This window comes from Pararhodobacter sp. (assembly GCF_036802785.1).
Lineage (GTDB): Bacteria > Pseudomonadota > Alphaproteobacteria > Rhodobacterales > Rhodobacteraceae > Pararhodobacter.
In genome coordinates, this window is the sequence record NZ_DAIRVN010000030.1 from 31,793 (window position 1) to 49,037 (window position 17,245).

At 64.8% G+C, this 17,245-nt stretch carries 18 protein-coding genes and 1 pseudogene; 8 read left to right on the forward strand and 11 right to left on the reverse strand.

All coding sequences use genetic code 11. The features are described 5' to 3' along the window. Nucleotides 1-46: 46 nt before the first annotated feature. From V7Q53_RS11835 to V7Q53_RS11845, 3 genes are read right to left on the reverse strand one after another with little or no spacing between them, the layout of a single operon-like run. Nucleotides 47-853: an ABC transporter substrate-binding protein gene (locus V7Q53_RS11835; RefSeq protein WP_333828759.1), complete on the reverse strand. Its 807-nt coding sequence runs from the start codon at nucleotides 851-853 to the stop codon at nucleotides 47-49. 22 nt (nucleotides 854-875) lie between these two features. Beyond that, a complete protein-coding gene (locus V7Q53_RS11840; RefSeq protein WP_333828760.1) occupies nucleotides 876-1,652 on the reverse strand; it encodes a D-glutamate cyclase family protein in 777 nt (258 codons plus the stop codon). Further along, nucleotides 1,649-2,107: a hypothetical protein gene (locus V7Q53_RS11845; protein WP_333828761.1), complete on the reverse strand. Its 459-nt coding sequence runs from the start codon at nucleotides 2,105-2,107 to the stop codon at nucleotides 1,649-1,651. The genes V7Q53_RS11840 and V7Q53_RS11845 overlap by 4 nt, the downstream gene beginning before the upstream one ends. A 182-nt stretch (nucleotides 2,108-2,289) precedes the next feature. On the opposite strand from V7Q53_RS11845, the gene V7Q53_RS11850 reads away from it, so the two are divergent. Further along, nucleotides 2,290-2,946: a GntR family transcriptional regulator gene (locus tag V7Q53_RS11850; protein WP_333828762.1), complete on the forward strand. Its 657-nt coding sequence runs from the start codon at nucleotides 2,290-2,292 to the stop codon at nucleotides 2,944-2,946. 41 nt (nucleotides 2,947-2,987) lie between these two features. Here V7Q53_RS11850 and pcaF read toward each other — a convergent pair whose 3' ends face one another. The 3 genes from pcaF to V7Q53_RS11865 are packed head-to-tail and all read right to left on the reverse strand — an operon-like array spanning nucleotide 2,988 to nucleotide 5,591. Next, nucleotides 2,988-4,187 (reverse strand): 3-oxoadipyl-CoA thiolase, encoded by a 1,200-nt coding sequence (gene pcaF, locus V7Q53_RS11855; protein ID WP_333828763.1) that lies wholly within the window; start codon nucleotides 4,185-4,187, stop codon nucleotides 2,988-2,990. Nucleotide 4,188: 1 nt separating this feature from the next. Continuing rightward, the gene (locus V7Q53_RS11860) at nucleotides 4,189-4,860 is read right to left on the reverse strand and encodes a 3-oxoacid CoA-transferase subunit B (protein ID WP_333828764.1); all 672 of its coding nucleotides are present in this window, start codon (nucleotides 4,858-4,860) and stop codon (nucleotides 4,189-4,191) included. Continuing rightward, nucleotides 4,857-5,591: a 3-oxoacid CoA-transferase subunit A gene (locus V7Q53_RS11865; protein WP_333828765.1), complete on the reverse strand. Its 735-nt coding sequence runs from the start codon at nucleotides 5,589-5,591 to the stop codon at nucleotides 4,857-4,859. Before V7Q53_RS11865 ends, V7Q53_RS11860 begins: the two co-directional genes overlap by 4 nt. A 123-nt stretch (nucleotides 5,592-5,714) precedes the next feature. Here V7Q53_RS11865 and V7Q53_RS11870 point away from each other — a divergent pair, with 123 nt between their 5' ends. From V7Q53_RS11870 to V7Q53_RS11880, 3 genes are all read left to right on the forward strand, one after another. Beyond that, nucleotides 5,715-6,473 carry an IclR family transcriptional regulator domain-containing protein gene (locus V7Q53_RS11870; protein WP_333828766.1) on the forward strand — a complete coding sequence of 253 codons (759 nt, stop codon included), beginning with the start codon at nucleotides 5,715-5,717 and terminating at the stop codon, nucleotides 6,471-6,473. A 215-nt stretch (nucleotides 6,474-6,688) separates the two neighbouring features. Then, nucleotides 6,689-7,153, forward strand: a complete 465-nt coding sequence (locus V7Q53_RS11875) for a tripartite tricarboxylate transporter TctB family protein (protein ID WP_333828767.1) — start codon at nucleotides 6,689-6,691, stop codon at nucleotides 7,151-7,153. Then, nucleotides 7,150-8,664: a tripartite tricarboxylate transporter permease gene (locus tag V7Q53_RS11880; protein WP_333828768.1), complete on the forward strand. Its 1,515-nt coding sequence runs from the start codon at nucleotides 7,150-7,152 to the stop codon at nucleotides 8,662-8,664. The genes V7Q53_RS11875 and V7Q53_RS11880 overlap by 4 nt, the downstream gene beginning before the upstream one ends. A 49-nt stretch (nucleotides 8,665-8,713) precedes the next feature. On the opposite strand, the gene V7Q53_RS11885 is transcribed toward V7Q53_RS11880, so the two are convergent. Continuing rightward, nucleotides 8,714-9,505 (reverse strand): flavin reductase family protein, encoded by a 792-nt coding sequence (locus tag V7Q53_RS11885; RefSeq protein WP_333828769.1) that lies wholly within the window; start codon nucleotides 9,503-9,505, stop codon nucleotides 8,714-8,716. Between the two features lie 4 nt (nucleotides 9,506-9,509). Beyond that, nucleotides 9,510-10,568, reverse strand: coding sequence for an LLM class flavin-dependent oxidoreductase (locus V7Q53_RS11890; protein ID WP_333828770.1), 1,059 nt, complete (start codon nucleotides 10,566-10,568; stop codon nucleotides 9,510-9,512). A gap of 131 nt (nucleotides 10,569-10,699) precedes the next feature. Between V7Q53_RS11890 and V7Q53_RS11895 the strand changes: the two genes are divergently transcribed. Continuing rightward, nucleotides 10,700-11,623, forward strand: coding sequence for a LysR family transcriptional regulator (locus V7Q53_RS11895; protein WP_333828771.1), 924 nt, complete (start codon nucleotides 10,700-10,702; stop codon nucleotides 11,621-11,623). A gap of 2 nt (nucleotides 11,624-11,625) precedes the next feature. On the opposite strand, the gene V7Q53_RS11900 is transcribed toward V7Q53_RS11895, so the two are convergent. Next, nucleotides 11,626-12,510 carry an SMP-30/gluconolactonase/LRE family protein gene (locus V7Q53_RS11900; RefSeq protein WP_333828772.1) on the reverse strand — a complete coding sequence of 295 codons (885 nt, stop codon included), beginning with the start codon at nucleotides 12,508-12,510 and terminating at the stop codon, nucleotides 11,626-11,628. Nucleotides 12,511-12,609: 99 nt separating this feature from the next. Between V7Q53_RS11900 and V7Q53_RS11905 the strand changes: the two genes are divergently transcribed. Further along, a complete protein-coding gene (locus V7Q53_RS11905; RefSeq protein WP_333828773.1) occupies nucleotides 12,610-13,212 on the forward strand; it encodes a TetR/AcrR family transcriptional regulator in 603 nt (200 codons plus the stop codon). A gap of 65 nt (nucleotides 13,213-13,277) precedes the next feature. On the opposite strand, the gene V7Q53_RS11910 is transcribed toward V7Q53_RS11905, so the two are convergent. Further along, nucleotides 13,278-14,258 carry a Bug family tripartite tricarboxylate transporter substrate binding protein gene (locus V7Q53_RS11910; RefSeq protein WP_333828774.1) on the reverse strand — a complete coding sequence of 327 codons (981 nt, stop codon included), beginning with the start codon at nucleotides 14,256-14,258 and terminating at the stop codon, nucleotides 13,278-13,280. A 238-nt stretch (nucleotides 14,259-14,496) separates the two neighbouring features. Beyond that, a complete protein-coding gene (locus V7Q53_RS11915; protein WP_333828775.1) occupies nucleotides 14,497-15,021 on the reverse strand; it encodes a nuclear transport factor 2 family protein in 525 nt (174 codons plus the stop codon). A gap of 228 nt (nucleotides 15,022-15,249) precedes the next feature. Here V7Q53_RS11915 and V7Q53_RS11920 point away from each other — a divergent pair, with 228 nt between their 5' ends. Together V7Q53_RS11920 and V7Q53_RS11925 are read left to right on the forward strand one after the other, a co-directional pair. Further along, nucleotides 15,250-16,536 (forward strand): O-acetylhomoserine aminocarboxypropyltransferase/cysteine synthase family protein, encoded by a 1,287-nt coding sequence (locus tag V7Q53_RS11920; RefSeq protein WP_333828776.1) that lies wholly within the window; start codon nucleotides 15,250-15,252, stop codon nucleotides 16,534-16,536. A gap of 140 nt (nucleotides 16,537-16,676) precedes the next feature. Next, nucleotides 16,677-17,245 (forward strand): annotated as a pseudogene (locus tag V7Q53_RS11925) (translation initiation factor 2); the annotation flags it as partial.

The following is a 17,245-nucleotide window of genomic DNA, read 5'->3' on the forward strand; positions in this document are numbered from 1 at the left end:
GCCCTTTGGCGGCAGGAAGCGGGGGCGCGGGGGCGCCCCCGTCAGATCAGTTGTCGCCCGGCGTGGGGATCGGCAGCGGCGTGACAGTCAGCCCGTCTGCGGGCGGGGGCGAACCCAGCCAGCGCTCATAGAGTTCGGCCATGGTGCCGTCCGTCTTCATCTCGCTGATGATGTCGTTGACCTGCTCCAGCAGCGGCGAGTCCTTGGCCATCATCATCGCAAAACGCTCACCCGTGACAATCTCGTGGCTGACCTCCAGCCCCTGCATCTGGGTGAAGGCATAGCGCAGGCCCACCACGTCATTCACCACGGCCTCAACCCGCCCGGTCATCAGGTCGGTGATCATGTTCGCGGTGTTGTCATAGGTGTTGTTCGAGGCAAAGCCGATCTCCTCGGCGCGCTCGTTCAGCCAGCGCTCGGGGAATGAGGTTGCGATGGTGCCAACCCGCCGCCCGCGCAGGTCCTCAAGGCTGCGGATATCGCTGCCTTCGCGCACGCCGATCCCCATGGCCCCTTCGACATAAGGCTGGGTGAAGCTTTGCGATTCAAGGCGCTCGTCAGTGATGGTCAGCGACGAGATCACCATATCCACCCGGCCCGAGGCTGTGGCGACGAAGAGCGCGCGGAAATCATAGCCCTCGATGTCGGCAGTGGTGCCCATACGGGCGGCAATCTCGTTGACGATATCCACCTCGAACCCCTCGAACGTGCCCGTCTCGGTGCGGTTCTGCCAGGGCGGGTTGGCGGGATAGGCACCGACGCGCAACACATCCTGCGCCAGCGACGGAAGGGCCGTCAGGCCCAGTGCAAGGCCGGTGACGGCCCCGATGATGGAACGGCGGTTCAGTTTCATGATTGTCGTCTCCCTGTTTTTATTAGGCATTCTGCAGCGTGCTGGCGGCAAAATCGGTGATGAGCATGTGCCCCGGCGCATGGGTGATCGCCAGATCAGGCGCGGCATGGGCAATGGCGCGCTCCAGCGACACGCCGCAGGCCCAGAACACCGGCACCTCGCCGGGCTGGATATCGCTCAGCCCGATGCCGTCGATCGGGCGCTGCAGGTCCACGCCGATCGCCTGCGGGTCACCGGCATGAACCGGCGCGCCATGTGCCATGGGGTGGGCGCGGGTGATGGCAGTGGCCAGCGACACCTGTTCGCTGCGGACAGCGCGCATTGACACGACCAGAGTGCCGCCGAACGGCCCCACCGCCTGCATCGGCAGGCTGGTATCAAAGGCTGAGCAGGTCTTGCCCGGCGCATGGCAGCGCAGCGCCACACCGCCCGCCACCAGCGCCGCCTCGAATGTCAGCGAGCAGCCGATGGCAAAGGCCACCAGATCATCGCGCCAGAGGTCGGTGATATCCACCGGGTCAGCCACCACCTCGCCATGGCGGAACACCCGGTAGCGCGGCAGATCGCTGCGCAGGTCAATGTCCGCGCCCAGTTCCGGCAAGGACGGATCACCGGGACGGCCCCGCGCGAGCAGCGGAAAGGCGGCGGGATTGGCCTTCAGGAATGCCTCAAAAGAATCCGCCAGCGCAGCGGGGATCAGCGCCAGATTGGCCTGAACCAGCCCCGGCGCCATCGAGCCGGTGGGGCCCGCCAGCCGCCCTTCGCGTGCGGCCAGCCGCAGGGAAAGGCCCGCGCTCATGCGCCCGCTCCCGCAAAGGCGGTTTCAAGCTGGGCCTTGATCAGCAGGATCTCGGCCTCATGGGTCAGGCAGGTGCGCGCCCAGCGATCATCGGGTGCATCGGCGGCGCGCAGGGCGTGCAGCGTGACCAGACACGCATCCTCATCCAGCCCCAGCACAGCGCCAGGCGTCACGCGGATGAAAATACGGGGGCGGCGCACCTGCTCGGTGCCGACGTGAAAATCAATCAGCCCCAGCGCGCGGTCTGCCCGCACCTCGACAAAGGCCGCGCTGCCGTCAAAGAGCGAGCACCCGCGAAACACCCCGTCGCCGACAGGCTCCAGCCCCATCGAGCCCAGCGCCCACTGCCCGACAAAACCGGCATCAGACAGTCGGTCAAAGGCAAAACCGGCAGGAACCGCCACGCGGGAGGCGGCCTGATGGGCGACAGAGGGAAGCAAGCTTTGGGTCATCATGCACCGAATCGGATATTTCACCTCTAAAGGGTGCCAATTCGTATACTTTAATCAAGAGATATTTTTTAGACTTAAAGCAATTATTAGGCTTTACCGGCAAAAACCTGCGTTCATGCATTTTTCTTGATCAAAAACTGTATACTGTTATCCTGTCTCTCAACCGTATCAGGAGCTTCCTGTCCGTGGCCCGACAGAACCACCGCACCCGTATCTATCAGAGCTTTCGCACCCGCATTCAGCATGGCGAAATCGGTCCGGATGACCGGCTGGTGGACACCGTCATCGCCACTGAGCTGGGAGTTTCGCGCATGCCGGTGCGCGAGGCGTTGATGCAACTGGCCAGCGAGGGCTATCTGGAAGGCACCAGCCGTGGCTTCACCCTGCCCAGCCTTGGCCATGCCCGGATCATGGAGATTTTCGTGCTGCGCCGCCTGCTGGAACCGCATGCCGCCGCACTCGCCGCCCAGTCCCATACCGGCGCCCAGCTGGAGGCGATGACCGAGGCGGTGGCAGATGCCGTCCAGACGCTGGAAACCGGGGATGTCACCCTGTTCTACCGCGCCTCCGAGATTTTCAGGAACACCTGGCTTGCCTCGCTGCCCAACGGCGAGTTGCGCCAGACGATCATGCGGTATCTTGCGCAGGTGCAGTCGGTGCGCCTTGCCACGATGACCGATTCACAGGCGCACCGGGTGATCGTTGCCGGGCAGCAAGACCTGCTCGACACCTTCACGCGCCGCGACGCTGTGGGCGCGGGGGAGCGGATGCTCAGATTCGTGCTGGAGGCTGAACAAAGCTATCTGCGCCTGCGGCAGGCCCGGGGCAGCGCGACGGGCTGAACCGGGCGGCCCCGCACCGCCGGAGCGGCGCGGGACGTTGATCAGACGCGCTCCAGCGCGATGGCGATGCCCTGACCGACGCCGATACACATGGTCGACAGCGACCGCCGCCCGCCCTTGTGCACCAGTTCCAGCGCAGCGGTGCCGGTGATGCGCGCGCCGGACATGCCCAGCGGGTGCCCCAGCGCGATGGCGCCGCCATTGGGGTTCACGCGAGGGTCATCATCCTGAATGCCCAGTTCGCGCAGCGTGGCCAGCCCTTGCGCGGCAAAGGCCTCGTTCAGCTCGATCACATCGAAATCGGCCTGCGTCAGGCCAAGGCGGGCCATCAGCTTCTGGCTGGCGGGCGCCGGGCCGATGCCCATGATGCGCGGCGGCACACCGGCCGTCGCGCCGCCAAGAACGCGGGCGATGGGGGTCAGACCGTGGGCCTTGGCGGCGGCCTCAGACGCCAGGATCAGCGCCGCCGCACCATCGTTCACGCCCGAGGCATTGCCCGCCGTGACCGAGCCATTGGGGAACAGCGGGCGCAGTTTTGCCAGCGCCTCGATGGTCACGGCACGAGGGTGTTCGTCGCGCTCCACCACGACCGGATCGCCCTTGCGCTGCGGGATCGACACAGGCGCGATCTCCTGCGCCAGCCGCCCATTGGCCTGCGCCGCTGCGGCCTTGGCCTGCGAGGCCATCGCCATGGCATCCTGCGCGTCGCGCGAGATGCCGTAATCATCGGCCACATTCTGCCCGGTCTGCGGCATGGAATCGGTGCCATAGGCCTTTTCCATCGCCGGGTTCACGAAACGCCAGCCGATGGTGGTATCGAACACCTCGGCCTTGCGGCTGAATGCGCTGTCGGCCTTGCCCATGACAAACGGCGCGCGCGACATGCTTTCCACCCCGCCCGCGATCATCAGATCGGCCTGACCGGCGGCAATCTGGCGCGCGGCGGTCAGAACGGCATCCATGCCCGACCCACAGAGCCGGTTGATGGTGCTGCCGGGAATGGCAAGCGGCAGACCGGCCAGCAGCACCGCCATGCGCGCCACATTGCGGTTATCCTCACCGGCCTGATTGGCGCAGCCATAGATGGCGTCATCGACGGCTTCCCAATCAATGCCCGGGTTGCGCGCCATCAGCGCGCGCAGGGGTTCAGCCGCCAGATCGTCGGTGCGCACCATGGACAGGCTTCCGCCGTAGCGGCCGATGGGGGTGCGGATGTAGTCGCAGATGAAAACGTCGTTCATGTCATACCTCAGGCGCATTGATATCGGCCACCGCACCGTCGGTGTGCAGTCTGGCCCCGGTCAGCGATTGCAGTTCATCGAGCGAGAGCGCGGCCAGTTTCTCGCGCAGGATGAAGCGCCCGCCCTCGATATCAATGACCGCAAGATTGGTATAGACCCGCGTGACACAGCCAACGCCGGTCAGCGGCAGGGTGCAGGCCTCCAGCAGCTTTGGCTTGCCGTCCTTGGTGGTGTGTTCGGTGATCACCGCCACCTGTTTCGCGCCATGGACCAGATCCATCGCGCCGCCCACGGCAGGCACGCCCTTGGGTCCGGTGGACCAGTTCGCTAGGTCGCCCTTTTCCGCCACCTGATAGGCGCCCAGAATCGCCACATCCAGATGACCGCCGCGCACCATGGCAAAGCTGTCGGCATGGTGGAAAAAGGCGGTGCCGGGCTTGATGGTGACGGCCTTCTTGCCTGCGTTGATCAGATCCCAGTCTTCCTGCCCCGGCTCCGGCGCCTTGCCGAAGCCAAGGATGCCGTTTTCGGTGTGAAAGATCGCCTCGCGCCCGGGTGGCTGAAACTTTGCCACCATTTCGGGCAGGCCGATGCCGAGGTTGACATAGGCGCCATCCGCGATGTCCTGCGCCGCGCGCCAGGCCATCTGCGTGGGGGTCAGTCGGGCATTCATTGCGCCACCTCCGGGTAAACCGCCTTGGCGCGGTTGAGGGCTTCTTCCTGCGCGGGGTCGGTCACTTCGACAACGCCCTGCACGAAAATGCCGGGCGTGACCACGGCTTCCGGATCAAGCGCGCCGGGCTCCAGCAGTTGCGAGACCTGCACGATGGTGGTGGTAGCAGCGGTGCACATCAGCGGGCCGAAATTGCGCCCGGCCATGCGATAGGTCAGGTTGCCCAGCCGGTCACCCTTGTGGGCCTTGACCAGCGCATAGTCGGCCTTCAGCCAGCGTTCCTGCACATAGGAGCGACCGTCAAATTCGGCCACCGGCTTGCCCTTGGCCAGATCGGTGCCGTAGCTGGTGGGCGTGTAAAAGGCGGGAATGCCCGCACCCCCGGCCCGGATACGTTCGGCCAGCGTGCCTTGCGGCACCAGCTCCAGTTCGATCTTTCCGGCGAGATATGCCTCGGTGAATACCACCGGGTCCGCCGAGCGCGGGAAGGAACAGATCAGCTTCGCCACCATCCCCTGCTCGATCAGCGCTGCAAGGCCGACATGGCCGTTACCGGCGTTGTTGTTCACCACCGTCAGCCCCTTGGGATGGCCGGTGGCAAGGTAGCGCGCGATCAGCGCGTGGATCAGTTCGATCGGTGCGCCTGAGCCACCGAAGCCGCCGATCATGACGGTCATGCCGTCTTCGATCCCGGCGACGGCGCTGGCCAGATCGGGCAAAGTCTTGTCCATAGCATTCCTCCTGTCGGCGGGCCGCGCCGCCTTCGGGGCAGGGATAGAAGCCTCCGCCGGTTGCGTCCAGCGGAGTTGTGCGATATGCGTAATTTGTTGACATATCGCACAAACGGAAACAGCATGATCAGCGAGCGCGATCTCATGGGCGGGCTGGCAAAGGGGCTGGCGGCGATTGAAACCTTCAGCGCCGAGCGCCCGCGCCAGTCCATCACCGAGGTGGCGGTGCGTTCGGGGCTGGACCGGGCGACGGCGCGGCGCTGCCTGCTGACCCTCGCGCATCATGGCTATGCCGATTATGACGGCAAGTTCTTCACCCTGACCCCGCGCGTGCTGCGGCTTGGCACCGCCTGTCTGGCCACCATGCCGCTGCCGCAGATCGTGCAGCCGCTGCTGGATGATCTGTCCGAGCGGATCGGCCAAAGCTCTTCGGTGTCGATCCTTGACGGGGATGAGATTGTCTATGTGGCGCGGGCCGCGCAGCGCAAGGTGATCTCGATCGCGCTGATGCCCGGATCGCGGCTGCCCGCCTATTGCACGTCGATGGGCCGGGTGCTGCTGGCTGCCCTTCCGGAAGACGAGGCACGCGCCATCCTTGGCCCTGCCCTCCTGCCCGCGCGCACCGCGCATACCGTTACCGCCCCGCAGGACATCCTGCTTCAGCTTGCGCAGGTGCGCGATCAGGGTTTTGCGATCATTGATCAGGAAGTGGAGAGCGGCCTGTGTTCGATTGCCCTTCCGCTGCTGAACACGCGCGGGCAGACGGTGGCGGCGATCAATATCGGTGTCTCAGCCTTTGATATGCCGGCTGCGGGGCTGGCCCGCGCCTTTCTGCCCGCGCTGCAGGGGTTGCAGGCGCGCCTTGCGGGGATGCTGCGCTGAAGCCCGGAACGCCGCTGCGCGAGAGATTTCGCGCATAGGTTGAAGGCGGAATGCCCCGGGGCAGATCTGCGCGACGCAGGACACTTTTCTGTGCGAGAGCAGGGAAAACGGCGGCGACTCTGCTGTTGACTGAACGGTCGGTCTGGGCCACTGTGCCCGGAAATCCGCGCCCCCTTTCTTGCCGCGCGCGGTGCCACGCGACCCGGGAGGAGCCGTTGTTTCGCTACTGTCAAACCCGTTGGCCCGACATTGTCGCGGGCCTCTCCGTCGCGCTTGTCGGGGTTTTCATCCTGATTGAAAGCGCTGGTTATTCGCTGGGCAGCCTGCGCCAGATGGGCCCGGGTTTCTTTCCACGCGCCCTTGGTATCGGACTGGTGCTTCTGGGGCTGGCCATCGCCTCACCGCTGGCCGCGCCGGTGGGTCTGACCGGGAACGAAGCCGACAAGGTGCAGCCCGTCGCCTTCATTCTGCTCATCGCCGCCTTTTCTGCCTTTGCCCTGCTGATTGAATCGCGCGGGCTGATCCCGGCGATTGCCGTCACCGTGGTTCTGGCCGCGCTGGCTGATCCCGGCATGCGGCGACGGCCGCTGGCGGTGCTGGTGCTGGCCGCGGCAACCGCAATCGCCTGCTACCTGATCTTCCGGCTGGGGCTGGGCCTGCAGATGGTGCCGTTCAAATGAACATTTTCTTCGACAACATCCTTCTGGGCCTGAGCGTGGCCACCTCGCCCGAGGGGCTGATGTATTGCCTGCTGGGCGTGACGCTGGGCATGGTGGTGGGCGTTCTGCCCGGTCTGGGCACCATGGCGACGCTGGCCATGCTGATGCCGCTGACCTACCACATCGCGCCCAGCTTTGCGGTGATCATGCTGGCAGGCATCTATTATGGCGCGGCATTCGGGGGCTCCACCGCCTCTATCCTGCTGAACCTGCCGGGCACGGCCACCAGCGCGGTGACCGCCATCGACGGCTACCCGATGGCGCGCAAGGGGCAGGCCGGGGTGGCGCTGTTCATCACCGCCATTGCCTCGTTCGTGGGCAGTTTCGTGGGGGTGATCATGCTGGCGGCCTTTTCGGTGCCGCTGGCGGGCATGGCCATGCGTTTCGGCCCGCAGGAGTATTTCTCACTCATGCTGTTCGGACTTGTCGCGGCCTCGATGCTGACCAACGGCAGCCCGTTGCGGGCCCTGGCCATGGTCTGCCTTGGCGTGGCGCTGGGGCTGGTGGGGATTGATCTGAACAGCGGCAATGCGCGCTTCACCTTCGGCGAGCCACGTCTTTATGACGGGCTGTCGCTGGTGGCCATCGCTATCGGCCTGTTCGGACTGCCCGAGATTCTGTCGAATGCGGGCAAGAAGCAGGACACCAGCATTTCAAGCCAGAAGATCAGCCTGCGCTCGATGCTGCCCACGCGCGAACAATGGCGCCGCTCGGCCATGCCGATGCTGCGCGGCACCGGCATCGGCTCGTTCTTCGGGGCGCTGCCGGGCACCGGCGGGCTGGTGGCGACCTTCATGTCCTACGCGCTGGAGAAGCGGATCAGCAAACACCCTGAGGAATTCGGCGAAGGCGCGATCGAGGGCGTAGCCGCCCCCGAGGCCGCCAACAACGCCGCTGTGCAGACCGCGTTCATTCCCACGCTGAGCTTGGGGATTCCGGGCGATGCGGTGATGGCGATGATTCTGGGTGTCATCATGGTGCATGGCATCCTGCCCGGGCCGAATCTGATCGCCGGATCACCCGATCTGTTCTGGGGGCTGGTCGTCAGCTTTCTGATCGGCAGCATCTTTCTGGTGCTGCTGAACATCCCGCTGGTGGGGGTCTGGCTGAAGCTGCTGGCGGTGCCGTATCATCTGCTGTTCCCGGTGATCGTGGCCTTTATCTGTGTCGGCATCTACAGCGTCAGCTTTCAGGTCTTTGATATCTTCGTGCTGCTGGCCTTTGGCGTACTGGGCTACGGGATGAAGCGGTTCTGGTTCGATGCCGCCCCGCTGCTGCTGGGCTTTGTGCTGGGCCCGCTGCTGGAAGAGCATTTCCGCCGCGCGATGGTCGTCACCGGCGGCTCGTTCGCCAGCTTCATCGAACGCCCGATCAGTGCCACCTTCGTCACCTGTTCGGCTGCGCTGGTGCTTTGGGCGGGATGGTCGGCACTGCGGCTACGGCTGCGGCGCTGGTTCCAGAAACCGGCATGAAAAAAGGGGCAGGCGCCAGTGCCTGCCCCCTTCCCTGACCGGGTAGCTTTCAGCTTGCGGCAAGCGCCTGCATGCGGCCCCGGAAATTGACCAGCGGCAGGGCTTCGCGCGCCTCGCAATGGACAATCTGACCGATCAGCAGCGAATGCGTGCCCACCGCCTGCTGTGACACCAACTGGCAATCGAACGAGGCAATCGCGCTCGCCAGCACCGGCGCGCCGGTGCGGCCCGTCTGCCAGTCCGGATCGGTGAAGCGGGCAGCGCCCGCGTTTGCGTCCATCCCGGCAAAGCGGCGGGCGATGGCGTCCTGCCCGTCAGCGAGAATGCTCAGGCTGAAGCTGCGGTTTTCCAGAAGCGGGTCATGCGCGCGGGCATTGCGGTTGACGCAGACCAGCAGGCAGGGCGGCTCGGCACAAAGCGCGGTGAGCGACGACACGGTCATGCCAAAGCGCTGTGCGCCCTGCCCCGTTGCCAGAACTGAGACGGCCCCGGCCAGATTGCGCATGGCGGCTTTGAAGGCCTCGATGCTGGCGGTCTGCGCCGGTTCCGGGCGCTCGATATGCACCCGCAGCGCGCCCTCGGCATTTGTCCAGCCGCGCGAGCGGGCGAAATCGGCCATCGCCTGAAGGCCGTCCAGCCATGGCGCATCGCAGCGCCCGGCAAGGGCGCGCAGAACCTCAGGATGCAGCCATGCATGATCCTCGCCCTCAGGCCGGGCGATGGTGGACAGAAGCCGCCTTGCGGCGGCTTCTGGTTGCGGTTCGATCACGAGGGAGAGGCGCTTGAAATCCGCCACCTCTTCCAGACGGACGACCCCTGCTGCGCTGAGAACCACGCGCATCGGATCAGGCCGCCGCCTTGAGGCCCAGCTCCTTGCGGATCGCCGGGATGATGCGGTCGCCCCAGACTTCGATCTGCTTGAGCATGGTCTTCTGGTCGAAATCGCCCAACTGGGTCTGCAGCGCGATATGCTGCGGCTTGAGGATCTCGATCTCTTCCAGCAGCTGGTCGATCACCTGATTGACGCTGCCCACCGGCACATTGGCGCGCATCTCATCCAGCGACATTTCCTCCGCCAGCGGCACCTCCCGCATCAGATAGCCGTCATCGGTTTGCTGGCGACGGTCGCGCAGGCTTTCTGACAGGCGGCGGGCGAAGCGGGCGCTGTCCAGATAGGAGTCGATCTCGGCCTTGTTGTCGCTGGCATAGCCGATGCGCAGAAAGCCGACCTTGGTCTGATCCAGCGGCTTGCCGACATTCGCGGCCGATTCATCAAGCTTGGCGCGCAGCCCGTGCAGCGCATCCTTACCGCCCAGAAGCGCGGTGACAAACAGGTTATGCCCCTCACGCATGGCGCGTTCGCGCACCTTCGGGTTGCCGGTGGTTACCCAGATCGGCGGCATCGGGCTTTGCACGCAGCGCACCGCGATCGAGGAGGGCGGAATTTTCAGATACTGACCGTCATAAGAAAAGGTTTTCTGGGTCAGCGCTTGCGGGATGATGTCCATATACTCGGCAAAGATCTTGCCTGCATCGGCCAGACTGGTGCCAAAGCGCTCGAACTCAAACTCCTGATAGCCTGAGCCGATGCCCAGATTCAGCCGCCCGTTCGACAGCGTATCCACCAGCCCCACCTCAGCCAGGAAGCGCGCGGGGTGATAGAGCGGCAGGATGCAGACGGCCGAACCCAGCCGGATACGGCTGGTTTTCGCCGCGCAATGCGCCACCATCATCAGCGGCGAAGGCGAAAGGCTGTAGTTGTTGAAATGGTGCTCGGCATACCATGCGGCATTGAAACCCGCCTGTTCCGCCATGACCGTCTGTTCAACCGAGTTGGCGATCACATCGCCCGAATCCTGATGGTAGCCACGCTGCTGCGCCAGAATAAAGACACCGAATTCCATGTTTTTCCTCCGTTTTCCGTTTCAGGCGCGGCCTTGCGGCACCTGCTCCTGTGAATCAGGGTAGATTGTTGCGCCAGTGTTTGGAATAATGCTATTATGTCGCTCAGCTTTTCATATTCCGGGTAAGTGACATGGACAGACTGCGCGCGATGGACCTGTTGGTGAGCGCTGTCGATGAGGGGAGTTTCTCGGCGGCGGGGCGCAAGGCGGGGCTGTCGCCCACCTCGGTCTCCCGCCATATCACCGAGCTGGAGGAGGATCTGGGCGTTGCCCTGATCCATCGCAGCACCCGCCATCTGAACCTGACCGAGGCGGGCGAGGAATATCTGCGCAGCGCCCGCACCATCCTTTCCAGCATCACCGAGGCGCAGGCACGGGTGCGGGCGATGCAGACCCAGCCTTCAGGCACACTCAGGGTCAATTCGCGGCATATGTTTGGGCTGGGTGTGGTGGCCCCTGCCCTGCCGGAATTCCGCGCGCTGTATCCTGACCTGAAGGTGGAGCTGCACCTGTCCGAGCGGGCGGTGAGCCTGCGCGAATCCGGCATCGACATTGATTTCCGCATCGCCCCCCCGCAGGAGGCCGGGCTGATCCGCCGCAAGCTTTTCAGCAGCGAGCGCTATATGGTCGCGGCGCCCGCCTATGTCGCCGACATGCCCGCGCTGGAAACCCCGCAAGACCTGCCGCACCACCGTTGCCTGACCTATTGGCTGGGCACCGACGAGGTGTATTGGCGTTTCCTGCATGAGGGAGAGATCGGCGAGGTGCTGGTGCCCGCGGTGCTGACATCGAACAACGGGCAGGTCTTGCTGGAGCTTGCGCAAAAGGGTCACGGCATCGCGCTGCTGGACGATTACACCGTGGCGCAGGATCTGAAATCGGGGCGGCTGGTGCGGTTGCTGCCGCAATACCGGATCACCAACACCACCTATGAAGAGGGGATTTTCGCCACCTATCTGGAAACCGCGCATGTGCCGGTCAAGATCAGGCTGTTTCTGGATTTCATCGCTGACCGCGCGCCGGTCCGCGCGGCGCGGCGCCGGGCAACCGGCTGAGTTCAGCCAAAAGCGGCGGTGAACACCGGCGCGCCCTGAACCCCCAGCCCGCGAAGCCTGAGCACCCCGCCCGACAGCGGCGCATCGCTGCTGATGCGCCCGCTGTCGCGGATGCTGGTGACGAAGAGATCGCGCAGGTCAGGGCCGCCAAAGGCAAGGCTGGTCGGGTGCGGCAAGGGCAGGTCAATCCGGCGGTCCACCCGGCCCTGCGGATCAAAGCGCAGCACGGCGCCGATATGCACCATCGCCACCCACAGCCCGCCGCCGGTATCAAGCGCCGCGCCATCCGGGGCCGAGCCCAGCGCCTGCGTATCGGCGAACAGGGTTTTGCCCTGCAGGCTGCCGTCGCGCGCCCGGCGGTAGTGCCAGATCCTGCGCGCGGCGCTGTCGGCCAGATAGAAGCCCCGGCCATCCGGGGTGAAGGCCGGCCCGTTGCTGACGCCGATCCCGGTGTCCAGCACGCTCAGCACGCCCGTCGGCGACAGGCGGTAAAGCCCGCCCAGCGGCGCCTGCCCTGCCGCGCGGTTGATATGCATCGTGCCGGTGACAAAGGCGCCGTCCGGATCGGCCTTGCCGTCATTGAGCCGCACATCCGGATGGTTCACGCCGGTTTGCGCCAGTTCGCGCAACTGCCCCGTGGCGCGGTCCACCAGTACCACAGCCCCGCGCAATGCCGCGACCAGCATGTTACCCCGCGCCAGCGCGACCGAACCTACGGGCGCGGGAAGGGGGTGGCTGCGCGTCTGTCCGGTGGCCGCGTCAGTTTCGAACAGCGTGCCGGTGCGGCTGTCGATCCAGATCAGCACACCCGCCGCCGCATCCCAGACAGGGGATTCCCCCAGTTGGGCGCGATCGGTGCTGAGTGGCGTGATTTCAGGCGATTGCATGCGGGCCTCCGAAATGACGTTGAGATGCGGCCTTGGCGCTTGACCTACCGTTCGGTCAGCCCCTACACAAGTGCAGGATTGAGCATGGAAGGCAGGGCAATGAGCGCACAGAAAGAAGAGAAACCGGTTCAGACCGAGAAGTTTCAGCGCATTGTCGCCGTTGCCTCTGAGTTGTTCGCGACACGCGGTTTCGACGGAACCTCGATGCGCGATGTGGCCGAGGCCTGCGAGATTTCCAAATCGCTGCTCTATCACCACTTCGCCAACAAGGAAGATCTCTACCGCCACATCGCATTTAACGCGACCGTGTCGCTTTATGATCATGTCGAAGAGCGCATCCCGGCTGACGGCCCTGCCAGCGAAAAGGTGCGGGCCTTCATGATCGCCACCGCCGAATTCTTCGACAAGCACCGCTGGGCGTGGATCGCGGCCACCACCGCCTTCTGGGCGGGCAATGACATCGTGCACCGCAACTCACGGATGGAACGGCGCGACAGCTTCGAGCGGCGCCTGCGGGCCCTGCTGCAGGAGGGGATCGATAACGGCGAATTCGATGCGATGGATGTTCCGATGACCGGCCGGCTGATCCTGTCGTCGCTGAACTGGATGTACAAATGGTACAATCCCGAAAAACCCAAGACCCCGCAGGAGATTGCCTCGATCTACTTTGACACGATCCTGCGCGGGCTGGCCAAACGCTGATGTGAACCTGTTGATGCAGGCGGGTGTCGGCCACGGCCCCTGAAAGGACCGTGGCGCAGTGGCGGTCAGTCGGTCAGAACGATGCCATGCTCGCGCACAACCGCGCCCCAGGATTCCTGATCGCGCTGAAGCTGGGCGTCCAGCACGTCAGGCCCGCCTGCGCGGTCGATCATGCCGCTGTTGCCGAGGATCTCCAGCAGCGCCGGGTTCTCCATCGCCTTGATCGCAGCCGCCGAAAGGCGCTCGATTGCCTCGGGCGGGGTGCCTGCGGGCGCGTGCAGCGCCGTCCAGAACGAGGCGACCAGTTCCGGGTGGCCCAGTTCGACGATCGAGGGGATATCGGGGAAGTTCGGATCCCGCTCTTCGGTAGTCAGCGCCAGAATGCGCACATCACCGGCGCGCTGATGCTCGACCAGCGCAAGGGGGGTGGCGTTGCTGATCTCGGCCTGACCGGCGATCAGGTCCACCAGCGACGAGGGGTTGTTGCGATAGGCGACATCAACCACGTCAAAGCCAAACGCCCCCGACATCATCAGCCCGTAAAGATGCGTCACGCTGCCCGGCCCCAATGTGCCGTAGCGCATCGGCCGCCCGGCGTTGCGGGCGAATTCGACGAATTCCTCCAGCGTTTCAACCTCAAGCACGCTGGGCACGGTGATCGACAGCGAACCCTCGAACAGCATGGCGACCGAATCGAAGCTGTCGAGCGTATAGGGCAGGTCCGGGCGCAGAAGCGTGTTCAGCGACACCGGACCCGTCCCGCCGGACAGAAGGGTCAGGCCATCAGGCGCCGAACGGGCCACGTATTGCGCGCCGACGATGCCGTTAGCGCCGGGGCGGTTCTCGACGATCACGGGCTGGCCCAGTTCGGTGGACATGCCATCGGCCAGCATCCGCACAAGGGCATCGATAGTGCCGCCGCCCGCATAGGGCACAACAATGGTGATCGGCTCGCTTGATTGCGCAAGGCTGGCAACCGGCGCGCTCAGCACCACCGAAGCCGCGACACATCCGGCAAGGGCCGCACGTCTGGTAAATTTCATCATGGTCTCTCCTCCTCCTCCACTTCGGGGGGCCGCTGGTTTCCCGGCCTCCGGCTCTTCGCTGATCCGGTCTGGCCGGTCCCGCTGACCTCAGCGGTGACCGACCATTCGGTCAGCAACAGATGCTAGTGGAGGCAACAAGCCTGCGTCAATCACTGCATTGGCGTTGGTCTTTTCTTTATCTGCAACTCACCTTCCCGTTTTCTGTCGGCAATCCCCGGGCGCCCTGACGCAGGAAAGGTCAGCCCGTTTCGCCCTCGCCGATCCGGTAGACCGGATCATCGGGAAACACCCCGCCGATGGGCTGGCGAAGGCCGAAGCGCCCGGCCTCATCGCCCGCGAAGGGCTGCTGGTGATCAACCCAGTCATAGACCACTACCCGCTTTGCCACCCGCCATTCCCCCGCGCGGCGGTCGAACAGGTCGCAATAGCGCCCCGCCAGATGAACCTGCCGGTCCACCCCATCCGGCCCCGGGCCGCGCTGCAGGGCGTTGAAGTAACTTTCAACAGCCGCCCGGTCGGCGCCCTGAAACGCGATCAGCACATTGGACACCTGATGCACATTGCGCGCCCCGCGCGCCCATGCACCGCGCACCCGCTCGAAAAACCCCTCGACGGGGCCGGAGGTTGCGCCGTGCTGGTCCGTGGCATCAGGCCAGTAGCCGGAACGCAGCGCGGCTTCGTCGGCGCGGTCTATTCCCCGGCAATAGCGGTAAAGGCAATCGCGGATCGCCTCGCGGTCTTCAAGGCGCATGGTGTCGGTCATGGGCTCCCTTTCGGATGGCGGGCCGTGCGGTGAGACCGCTGCGGTCAGGGCACCAAGCGCCCCGCAGGAATGGCATGGGTTGCGCATACCAGATCGGCGCAGGCCTGCAAGCAACGGCAAGGGCAGCGGCAAGGCAAAAGGGCGCTGGCGCGAAGGTTCAACGTGGACATTGTGCGCCCCTGCGGTTTGCCGTAGCGTCGCGCCGAAATGACGAAAGGGAGAGGCTTCATGACCCGCAGCTATGGTTTCGACACCCTGCAAATTCACGCCGGCGCCCGGCCAGATCCGGCCACCGGCGCGCGGCAGGTGCCCATTTACCAGACCACCGCCTATGTGTTCCGCGATGCCGATCATGCGGCCGCCTTGTTCAATCTTCAGGAGGTTGGCTATATCTATTCGCGCCTGACCAACCCCACCGTCGCCGCGCTGCAGGAGCGTGTAGCAACGCTGGAGGGCGGCGCGGGGGCTGTCTGTTGCTCCTCCGGGCATGGCGCGCAGATCATGGCGCTGTTCCCGCTGATGGGTCCGGGGCGCAATGTGGTTGCGTCAACCCGGCTTTATGGCGGCACGATCACGCAGTTCAGCCAGACGATCCGGCGTTTCGGCTGGTCGGCAAAATTTGCGGATACCGACGATCTGGCAGCGGTCGAAGCCGCCATCGACGATGACACCCGCGCCATCTTCTGCGAATCGATTGCCAATCCGGGCGGCTATGTCACCGACATTCCGGCGCTCGCAAAGATTGCCGACAAACACGGCATTCCGCTGATTGTCGATAACACCACGGCCACCCCCTATCTGTGCCGCCCGATCGAGCAGGGCGCGACGCTGGTTGTGCATTCTATGACCAAATACCTGACCGGCAACGGCACCGTCACCGGCGGCGTGGTGGTTGATTCGGGCACGTTCGACTGGTCGGCGAATGACAAGTTCCCCTCGCTGTCGGCGCCTGAGCCCGCCTATCACGGGCTGAAGTTCCATGAGACCTTTGGCGCGCTGGCCTTCACCTTCCACGGCATCGCCATCGGCCTGCGCGATCTGGGGATGACGCTGAACCCGCAGGCGGCGCACTACACGCTGATGGGCATCGAAACCCTCAGCCTGCGGATGCAGCGCCATGTGGAGAACGCCCAAAAGATCGCTGCCTGGCTTGAAGCCGATCCGCGCATCGAAGCGGTGACCTATGCGGGCCTGCCCTCGTCGCCCTGGCATGACCGGGCAAAGGCGCTGTATCCCAAGGGCGCGGGCGCGCTGTTCACGGTGGCGCTGAAGGGCGGGTATGAGGCCTGCATCAAGCTGGTCGATTCGCTTGAACTGTTCAGCCATGTCGCCAATCTGGGCGATACCCGCTCGCTGATCATCCATTCGGCCAGCACCACGCACCGCCAGCTCACGGCCGAGCAGCAGACAGCCGCCGGGGCTGCGCCGAATGTGGTGCGCCTGTCCATTGGCATCGAGGATGCCGACGATCTGATCGCCGATCTGGATCAGGCGCTGGCAAAGGCCGGTTCGTGAACACGCGCTCATCAACAAACCGTGGCCCGGCAGCATCACTGCCGGGCTTTTTCTTTGCATCGGCGGATTCATGCTATAGGGATGGCTCCACCCGAGTCTCGGACTCGTTGTTGATCAGTGGCTTGTGGTAAACGCGCCGTATGAAACCGAATTTTGCCCTTAAGCTGTCGCATGACGGCCTGGAGATCCTGCAACGCGCGGCCTCGGGCTGGGTTCTGACAGGTTCGATCCGTTTTGACTCCGCCGATCTGGACGGCGCGCTGAGGCAGTTGCGCCTGCAGGCCGAGGGGCTGGCACCCGACGGTGTGCGCAGCAAGCTCATCATGCCTGCAGGCGAAGTGCGCTATGCCACGGTCATGGCCCCCGGCCCCACCGATGAGGCCCGGCGGCTGCAGATCGAGGCCGAGATCGAGGGGTTGACGCCCTATGCGCTGCATGAGCTGGCCTATGATTACGGGGTCGAAGGCGATCATGCGCTGGTGGCGATCTGTGCGCGCGATATCCTTGCCGAAGCCGAGGAATTTGCGCAGACGCACGGGTTCAACCCGGTTTCCCTTGTTGCCATCCCGCCCTCCGGTGCCTTTATCGGCGAGCCGTTCTTTGGCGAGACAAGCTGCGCGCGCGCATTCCTTGCCCCGACCGATCTGGTGAAGCGCGACAGCGAGCCGGTGCGGCTGGCGAGTACCCCGAAACCAGCAGCTGCCCCGCC

What these genes read in the sequence shown, in the direction of transcription:
- V7Q53_RS11910 (WP_333828774.1), bottom strand. Translation starts at nt 14,258, where the DNA reads ATGATGAAATTTACCAGACGTGCGGCCCTTGCCGGATGTGTCGCGGCT.
- V7Q53_RS11900 (WP_333828772.1), bottom strand. Translation starts at nt 12,510, where the DNA reads ATGCAATCGCCTGAAATCACGCCACTCAGCACCGATCGCGCCCAACTG.
- V7Q53_RS11885 (WP_333828769.1), bottom strand. Translation starts at nt 9,505, where the DNA reads ATGCGCGTGGTTCTCAGCGCAGCAGGGGTCGTCCGTCTGGAAGAGGTG.
- V7Q53_RS11905 (WP_333828773.1), top strand. Translation starts at nt 12,610, where the DNA reads ATGAGCGCACAGAAAGAAGAGAAACCGGTTCAGACCGAGAAGTTTCAG.
- V7Q53_RS11865 (WP_333828765.1), bottom strand. Translation starts at nt 5,591, where the DNA reads ATGGACAAGACTTTGCCCGATCTGGCCAGCGCCGTCGCCGGGATCGAA.
- V7Q53_RS11920 (WP_333828776.1), top strand. Translation starts at nt 15,250, where the DNA reads ATGACCCGCAGCTATGGTTTCGACACCCTGCAAATTCACGCCGGCGCC.
- V7Q53_RS11860 (WP_333828764.1), bottom strand. Translation starts at nt 4,860, where the DNA reads ATGAATGCCCGACTGACCCCCACGCAGATGGCCTGGCGCGCGGCGCAG.
- V7Q53_RS11845 (WP_333828761.1), bottom strand. Translation starts at nt 2,107, where the DNA reads ATGATGACCCAAAGCTTGCTTCCCTCTGTCGCCCATCAGGCCGCCTCC.
- V7Q53_RS11915 (WP_333828775.1), bottom strand. Translation starts at nt 15,021, where the DNA reads ATGACCGACACCATGCGCCTTGAAGACCGCGAGGCGATCCGCGATTGC.
- V7Q53_RS11890 (WP_333828770.1), bottom strand. Translation starts at nt 10,568, where the DNA reads ATGGAATTCGGTGTCTTTATTCTGGCGCAGCAGCGTGGCTACCATCAG.
- V7Q53_RS11870 (WP_333828766.1), top strand. Translation starts at nt 5,715, where the DNA reads ATGATCAGCGAGCGCGATCTCATGGGCGGGCTGGCAAAGGGGCTGGCG.
- V7Q53_RS11880 (WP_333828768.1), top strand. Translation starts at nt 7,150, where the DNA reads ATGAACATTTTCTTCGACAACATCCTTCTGGGCCTGAGCGTGGCCACC.
- V7Q53_RS11835 (WP_333828759.1), bottom strand. Translation starts at nt 853, where the DNA reads ATGAAACTGAACCGCCGTTCCATCATCGGGGCCGTCACCGGCCTTGCA.
- V7Q53_RS11840 (WP_333828760.1), bottom strand. Translation starts at nt 1,652, where the DNA reads ATGAGCGCGGGCCTTTCCCTGCGGCTGGCCGCACGCGAAGGGCGGCTG.
- pcaF (WP_333828763.1), bottom strand. Translation starts at nt 4,187, where the DNA reads ATGAACGACGTTTTCATCTGCGACTACATCCGCACCCCCATCGGCCGC.
- V7Q53_RS11895 (WP_333828771.1), top strand. Translation starts at nt 10,700, where the DNA reads ATGGACAGACTGCGCGCGATGGACCTGTTGGTGAGCGCTGTCGATGAG.